Source organism: Paractinoplanes rishiriensis, assembly GCF_016862375.1.
In the GTDB taxonomy this organism is placed as follows: Bacteria; Actinomycetota; Actinomycetes; order Mycobacteriales; family Micromonosporaceae; genus Actinoplanes; species Actinoplanes rishiriensis.
In genome coordinates this window covers 251675-258391 of sequence record NZ_BOMV01000039.1, presented here as the reverse complement: position 1 = coordinate 258391, position 6717 = coordinate 251675, and the positions used below count along the sequence as shown (strand labels likewise).

Here is a 6717-nt window from a genome sequence, read left to right as displayed (position 1 = left end):
CGTCGCTTGCGGTGGCGAGCCATTGACCGTCGGGGGCGACGGCAACCGCCCGGACCCAGTCGGTGTGGCCGGTGAGTTCGGCGCGGGTTTGTCCGGTGGCCGGGTCCCAGATGCGGACGGTCTGGTCTTCGCTTGCCGTGGCGAGCCAGGCGGAGTCGGGTGCGACAGCGACCGCGGTGACGGATTCGGTGTGGCCGGTGAGCACGGCGCGAGTTCTTCCGATGACTGGGTCCCAGATTCGAACCGTCCCATCGCGGCTTGCCGTGGCGAGCCAGGCGGAGCCGGGTGCGACAGCGACCGCGGTGACGGATTCGGTGTGGCCGGTGAGCCGGGCGCGGGTTTGTCCGGTGGCTGGGTCCCAGATGCGAACGGTCCGGTCGTCACTTGCCGTGGCGAGCCAGGTGGCGTCGGGGGAGATGGCGACAGCGGTTGTCCCACCCTGATGACCGGCGAGAATCCGATAGGTCGCCTCATCCGCAAGATCCGGCAGAGACCAGCGGTTGACGAGCATCGGTCGAGCCAGAGTCGTTCGCATCGCCTCGACCTGGTTGCTCCATGCAAGGTCGTCCTGAAGGCGGCTCAGCAACACGTCAACCACTGCGTAGGCCGGCTCGGTCGGGCTCAGCAGATGTGCCGCCCGGGCCAGCCCAGCACCAAGCATTCGAGCCCGGTCGGTTCCGACCAGGGCGAGATCGTCCAGAGGAGCCGGCGCCCCGAATCGCAGCAGTCTCGCGGTCACCCAGCGCAGATCGCCGGCGACGGCTTCCGCTTCGGCGATCCGGCCGGCCGCCACCAGGTGGTCGATGAGGTGTTGCCACAGGTAACTGTCTTCTTCGGACAACTTCCACCAGCCGGTTTCGGGCGCAACGGCGTCGAGGAAGCTGGCGTTCAGCTCCACGATCCGGTCGGCGCCCAACTCGGCCCGCAGGTATTGCCGCACGACATCGTGCAGCGCAAGACCGCTGCCGTTGATCGAGATGAGTGACAGGTCGGCCAGCCGGCGGCACAGCCGATCCGAGTCGGCCGCACCAAGGCCACCGGTTTGCGACCAGAGGGCGGCTACCAAGGCGATCGGGATGGTCTCGTCCTCGACAAAGATTCCCAACTCGGTCAGGCGTTCAGTCGATTCGGCTCCCAGCCATGCGGTGCTCGTCTCGATGGTGGCGCGTACCGCACGGGCGCGTTCCTCCGGTGACTCCAGCCGGTGAACGGATCCCTGCAGCTGTTCCAACAGGCCGCCGGCCGCGACGTTCACATCGTCCGCACTCTCCGCCGCCAGTCTGCTGTTGATCAACCGAAGTAGTAGCGGCCAACGTCCGACAGCGTCCGCAAGCCGGTCGGCGACATCCGTTTCCAGCGTCGGGAGATCCAAATTGACGACTGCTCGAGCCTGGGCGGCTGACATGGCGTCGACCTGGACGAGGACGGTGCCCGACGGCAGCGCTTCGGGCATTCGCGTGGTCAACAGGCGAGCCGAGCGGCTGCCCCGCATCAGGAACGGGGCGACTTGGGCGGCCGTCCAGATGTCGTCGACGACAAGCAGAGACCGTGGGCGCTCGTCGAGCAGACGACCGAGTGTCTCGCCGGCCGCCTGCGGATCGGTGAAATCGGCCGGCCTGCCGGTGATGGCCCGGATGACGTCGTTGACGCGCTCGACGACTGCGTCCCACCCCTGCGCCTCAGGCCCCAACGTGACCCAGTAGATCCCACGGAAATGACGGCGCACACGTCGATCCGCGCAAACCGTGCGCGCGAGGGTCGTTTTGCCGAACCCGCCCGCGCCATGGAGCGCAGTGGTGATCCCGACAGCGCCAGCCCGTCCGCGGGTCAGCTCACGCACGATTTGATCGACCTCGCCCGTGCGATGCACGGTCCACGGTCCGGGTGCGGGTAGCGGTGGCGCCGGCGGGTCGTCGGGCGGCGGAGGTTCCCGGTTCTCCCAGTACCAGGACAGCATGGAAAGCGCGGCTGTCGCGAGCGTCAGCAGCAGGGCGAACAACCAGGGGTGTGAGCGGAGTGGGTCGAGCCACGACGGCCAGGATTGGTCCGCCGCGGTCGCCGCATTGATCAGGATCGCGGTTGTGGCCGACAAGGCGGCCACCAGCGCAACCAGCAGCAGTTGAGTGATTCGTGCGGACCGGCGGCGAGCGGAAGCCTGGGCCTGGTGTACCAGGATCTCGGACGGTTCCGTCAGGCGCTCCGGCGCGCCGTACCTTTCGAGTAGCCGTACGAACTCCGGTGAGAGGTCGGCGGTGCGCCGTTCCGTTGCCGGTGAGTCATCGCTCATGGCGCCTCCACCAGCCCTTCGGCGGCGGCCCCAACCGATCCAGGGTCGCAGCGCATTGGTCGAGAATTTGACGCATCGCATCGCTTCCGAGGGTGGCCCGCTTCAGCGGGCTACACACGAGGATGCAACCCACCGGCTTGCCGTCGGGCCCGTATGTCGGGCTCGCGACCATGCCGTCTTCCGGCGGGGATCGTCGGAGTTGGCCCCACGTGAGGCCATACCGTTGGCGTGCCGGCCGACGTTCCCACGCCTGTGGGCCCTTGATGTTTGCTGCTCGGGCAAAGTCACGCCACTCCAAAGCCACGATGTCGCGTTCCAGGAACGCGACCCCGACGATGCCGACACCGAGGCGGAATCTGTGCTCCATTTCGGCGGCGGCAATGCCGGCGCGTACCCCGTCAACCCGCGCAAGATGCCTGAAATAGGAGACCCGCCGGGCGAGGTAGTAGTACACGGCTACTTTGTCCCAGGGGGCATCGAAATCTTCGACGATCCGACCGATGGTCGCACTCATGGCCTGCCGCAGCCCGTCCTCGTATTTCCGCACTTCCGCGTCATGAATAGCGTTGGTCACGGCAACGGCGGCGTCATAGAAAACGGAGAACGCCACGAGTGCGACGCTAACCCACTGCACGAGTTCCTGAGCGGCCCAGAATTCCTTGCTCGGCAGATTGAGCTGGGCGAGCATCACCACGGCGCCCGCGGCTGCGGTGATGACCGCCCGCACCAGCCGCAGGATGTTCACGCGGGACATTGTGCCTGCCCGCATTCACCCCCTCAATGCGTGAAAATAACGAGCCTGGTTCACATTGGACAGTGTGCCGGTCAGCCGCGGGTGTGCCCGTTGCCGGTGACGATGAACTTGGTCGAGGTCAGCTCGGGCAGCCCCATCGGGCCGCGGGCGTGCAGTTTCTGGGTGCTGATGCCGATCTCGGCGCCGAAGCCGAACTCGCCGCCGTCGGTGAACCGGGTCGACGCGTTGATCATCACGGCGGCGGCGTCCACCCGGGCCGCGAACCGGCGGGTGGCCGTGGTCGACTCGCTCACGATGGCCTCGGTGTGCCCGGTGCCGAACCGGCGGATGTGGTCGAGCGCGTCGTCGATCGAGTCGACGATGGCCACCGCGATGTCGGCCGAGAGGTATTCGGTGCGCCAGTCCGCGTCGGTGGCCGCGACCACGTCGGCGCTGTAGCCGGCCACCCGCGGGTCGCCGTGCACGGTCACCCCGGCCGAGATCAACTCCTCGATCACCAGCGGCAGGAACGCGTCGGCGATCGCGGCGTGCACCAGCAGCGACTCGGCGGTGTTGCAGGTGGACAGCCGCTGCGTCTTGGAGTTGATCGTTACGGCCAGCGCCTTTTCCAGGTCGGCGGCCTCGTCCACGTACACGTGACAGTTGCCGACGCCGGTCTCGATCACCGGAACCGTGGACTCCTCGACCACGGTCCGGATCAGGTCGGCGCCGCCCCGCGGGATCAGCACGTCGACCAGGCCGCGGGCCCGCATCAGCTCCTTGACCGAGTCCCGGGTGGTGGCGTCGACCAGCTGGATGGTGTCGGCCGGCAGCCCCGCGTCGGAAACCGCCTTGCGCAGCACGGCCACGATCGCCGCGTTCGAGCTCAGCGCCGAGCCGGAGCCGCGCAGCAGGGCGGCGTTGCCGGACTTGAGGCAGATGCCGGCGGCGTCCGCGGTCACGTTCGGCCGGCCCTCGTAGATCATGCCGACCACCCCGAACGGTACCCGCACCTGCCGCAGCTCCAGGCCGTTGGCCAGGGTCGAGCCGCGCACCACGTCACCGATCGGGTCGGGCAGCGCGGCCAGTTGCCGCAGGCCGTCTGCCATCGCGCCGACCCGGGCCGGGGTGAGCGTGAGCCGGTCGATCATCGCCTCGCTCTGGCCGGCCGCGCGGGCGTTGTTCACGTCCACCGCGTTCGCCGCGACGACCTCCTCGGCGCTCTCCTCCAGGCGGTCGGCCATCAGCAGCAGCGCCCGGTCCTTCTCGGCGCGGGTGGCGGCGGCCAGATCGATGGCGGCCACGCGTGCGTCGGTGGCCTGCTGCTGCACAGTCATTCCGTCTACTCCTTCAGAGAAGAACCAGGTCGTCGCGGTGGACGACCTCTCGTTCATACGCCGGACCGAGCGCCGCGGCCAACTCCGGGGTGGACCGGCCTAGCAGCGCGGGCAACTCCACCGCGTCGTAGTTGACCAGGCCGCGGGCCACCGGCGCACCGGAGCCGGCGTCGACCAGGTCGACCGGGTCGCCGGCCGCGAACGAACCGTCCACCGCGGTGATCCCGGCCGGCAGCAGCGACTTGCGGCGGGCCACCACCGCGGTGACCGCGCCCGGGTCGAGGTGCAGCCGTCCGCGCGGGGCGGTGGCGTGGGCCAGCCAGAACAGTCGCGCGGCCGGGCGCCGGTCGGCGGCCTGGAACAGCGTGCCCACCTCGTCGCCGGCCAGCGCGGCACCGGCCCGGTCGGCCGAGGTCAGCACGACCGGGATGCCGAACCCGGTGGCGATCCGGGCAGCCTCCACCTTGGTCACCATGCCGCCGGTGCCGACGCCGGACTTGCCGGGTTTCGAGATGCTGATGCCGCCCAGGTCACCGTCGCCCTTCACCAGCGCGATGCGCCGCGACGCGGGGTCGGACGGGCTGCCGGTGTAGAGCGCGTCCACGTCGGAGAGCAGCACCAGCAACTCGGCGTCGACCAGCGCGGCGACCAGCGCGGCCAGCCGGTCGTTGTCGCCGAACCGGATCTCCTCGGTGGCCACCGTGTCGTTCTCGTTGACGATCGGCAGGGCGCCAAGATCTAAAAGCTTTCGGAGGGTCCGGTACGCGTTGCGGTAGTGCGCCCGCCGGGTCACGTCGTCGACGGTGAGCAGCACCTGGCCGACCGTGAGCCCGTGCCGCGCGAAGCCCGCCGCATACCGTCCGATCAGCAGCCCCTGCCCGACCGACGCGGCGGCCTGCTGGGTGGCGAGATCACGCGGTCGCCGGCGCAACTGAAGTGGGGCCAGCCCCGCGGCGATCGCACCGCTGGAGACCAGCACCACCTCACGGCCCTGGGCGGCCAGCCCACCGAGCACGTCGACCAGGGCGTCGACGCGCGTCTCGTCCAGGCCGCCGCCCGCCGTGGTCAGCGAGGACGACCCCACCTTGACCACGACCCGGCGCGCCTCGGTCACCACTTCGCGCACCCGGCCCATTCTGCTCGGCCGGGTGCACCGCCCTGCGCCGAGATCCCATATCGTGGCCCGGGTGACACCCCAGGAGTACGTGGAAGAGGTGCTCGCGTTGGTCGAGCGCATCCCCGAGGGCAAGGTCATGTCGTACGGCGCGATCGCCGACGCGCTGGCCGACCGCTCCGGCCGCAACTCGGCCCGCCAGGTCGGCACCATCATGGCCCGGCACGGCGGCGGCGTCCCCTGGCACCGCGTCGTGAACAGCGCCGGCCGCATGCCCCCAGGCCACGAGCAGGAGGCCCGCCAGCGCCTCCTGGCCGACGGCGTACCACTCAAGGGCGACCGGGTCGACATCGCCCGAGCCCACTGGATGCCCTGATGGAGGCGCGGGTGGACTGGGCTTTTGGGAGATCGAGGACCTGGGGCCGGCGGGGCTGGCGGCGCGCTTTTTCGGGCGTGACGACGTGCCGGCGGAGACGCCGGGTGGGCACGTGTTGCGCGCGCTCAGGTGAGGCCGATGAAGGTGGCGGCGCCGCGCATCTGGAACTCGAAGAAGCCTCGCCGGTCGTCCTCGATCGAGTTGTTGAGCTGGCCGAACAGTTCCGCGCTGACCGCGCCGCACAGGTGGATGAAGGCGGCCATGGCGGCGCCGACCACGCGGGGCGGGAGGTTTTCGCCGAAGTGCTCGGCCACGGCGGCCAGTTCCTCGACATAACGGCCCTGGATCGGTTCCCGTTCCGCGATTCGGTTCATCCCGTACGCGTCCCGCACCACCGCGGCGATCAGGAAGATGACCCGGCTGGCGGGTCCGACGGTGTCCCGCGGCGCCTGGTAACCGGGTACCGGGCTGCCGTAGATCAGCGCCCACTGGTGCGGCTCGGCGATCGCCCACTCGCGGACCGCGTGACTGAGCGCGATCCACCGGTCGAGCGGGTCCTCGACCGTGGCGGCCACCCGCTCGGCGGTCGCGCCCACCGCGTCGTACGCCTCAATGATCAGGGCCGTGAGCAGGTCGTCCCGGCTCGCGAAGTAGCGGTAGACGGCCGACGAGGCCATGCCGACCTCGCGGGCGACCGCACGCAGCGACAGGTTGGCCCCGTCGGTGGCGAGGTGCCGGCGGGCCGCCGCCTTGATCTCTTCGGTCATCTCGGCCCGGACCCGGGCCCGTACTCCTGAGGCGCTCATGGAGACCAGTGTGCCACAACGAGAGCACTGCTCTTGCTTTCTCGCACGATCGGTGCGACAGTCG

Annotated in this window: 6 protein-coding genes; 1 reads left to right on the top strand and 5 read right to left on the bottom strand. The window is 69.7% G+C overall.

The features are described 5' to 3' along the window. The 4 genes from Ari01nite_RS18200 to proB form a co-directional block, all read right to left on the bottom strand. Positions 1 to 2287: NB-ARC domain-containing protein (locus Ari01nite_RS18200; RefSeq protein WP_239162825.1), on the bottom strand; the 2287-nt coding region annotated here is incomplete at its 3' end. Then, complete coding sequence (locus tag Ari01nite_RS18195; protein ID WP_203782429.1) at positions 2277 to 3032, bottom strand: hypothetical protein; 756 nt, start codon at positions 3030 to 3032, stop codon at positions 2277 to 2279. The genes Ari01nite_RS18195 and Ari01nite_RS18200, both read right to left, overlap by 11 nt. Before the next feature lie 80 nt (positions 3033 to 3112). Then, positions 3113 to 4357 (bottom strand): glutamate-5-semialdehyde dehydrogenase, encoded by a 1245-nt coding sequence (locus tag Ari01nite_RS18190; RefSeq protein ID WP_203782428.1) that lies wholly within the window; start codon positions 4355 to 4357, stop codon positions 3113 to 3115. A 13-nt stretch (positions 4358 to 4370) separates the two neighbouring features. Continuing rightward, positions 4371 to 5483 (bottom strand): glutamate 5-kinase, encoded by a 1113-nt coding sequence (gene proB / locus Ari01nite_RS18185; RefSeq protein WP_203782427.1) that lies wholly within the window; start codon positions 5481 to 5483, stop codon positions 4371 to 4373. A 61-nt stretch (positions 5484 to 5544) separates the two neighbouring features. Between proB and Ari01nite_RS18180 the strand changes: the two genes are divergently transcribed. After that, positions 5545 to 5847: an MGMT family protein gene (locus Ari01nite_RS18180; RefSeq protein ID WP_203782426.1), complete on the top strand. Its 303-nt coding sequence runs from the start codon at positions 5545 to 5547 to the stop codon at positions 5845 to 5847. 125 nt (positions 5848 to 5972) lie between these two features. On the opposite strand, the gene Ari01nite_RS18175 is transcribed toward Ari01nite_RS18180, so the two are convergent. Further along, positions 5973 to 6653 (bottom strand): TetR/AcrR family transcriptional regulator, encoded by a 681-nt coding sequence (locus Ari01nite_RS18175; RefSeq protein WP_203782425.1) that lies wholly within the window; start codon positions 6651 to 6653, stop codon positions 5973 to 5975. Positions 6654 to 6717 lie beyond the last annotated feature (64 nt).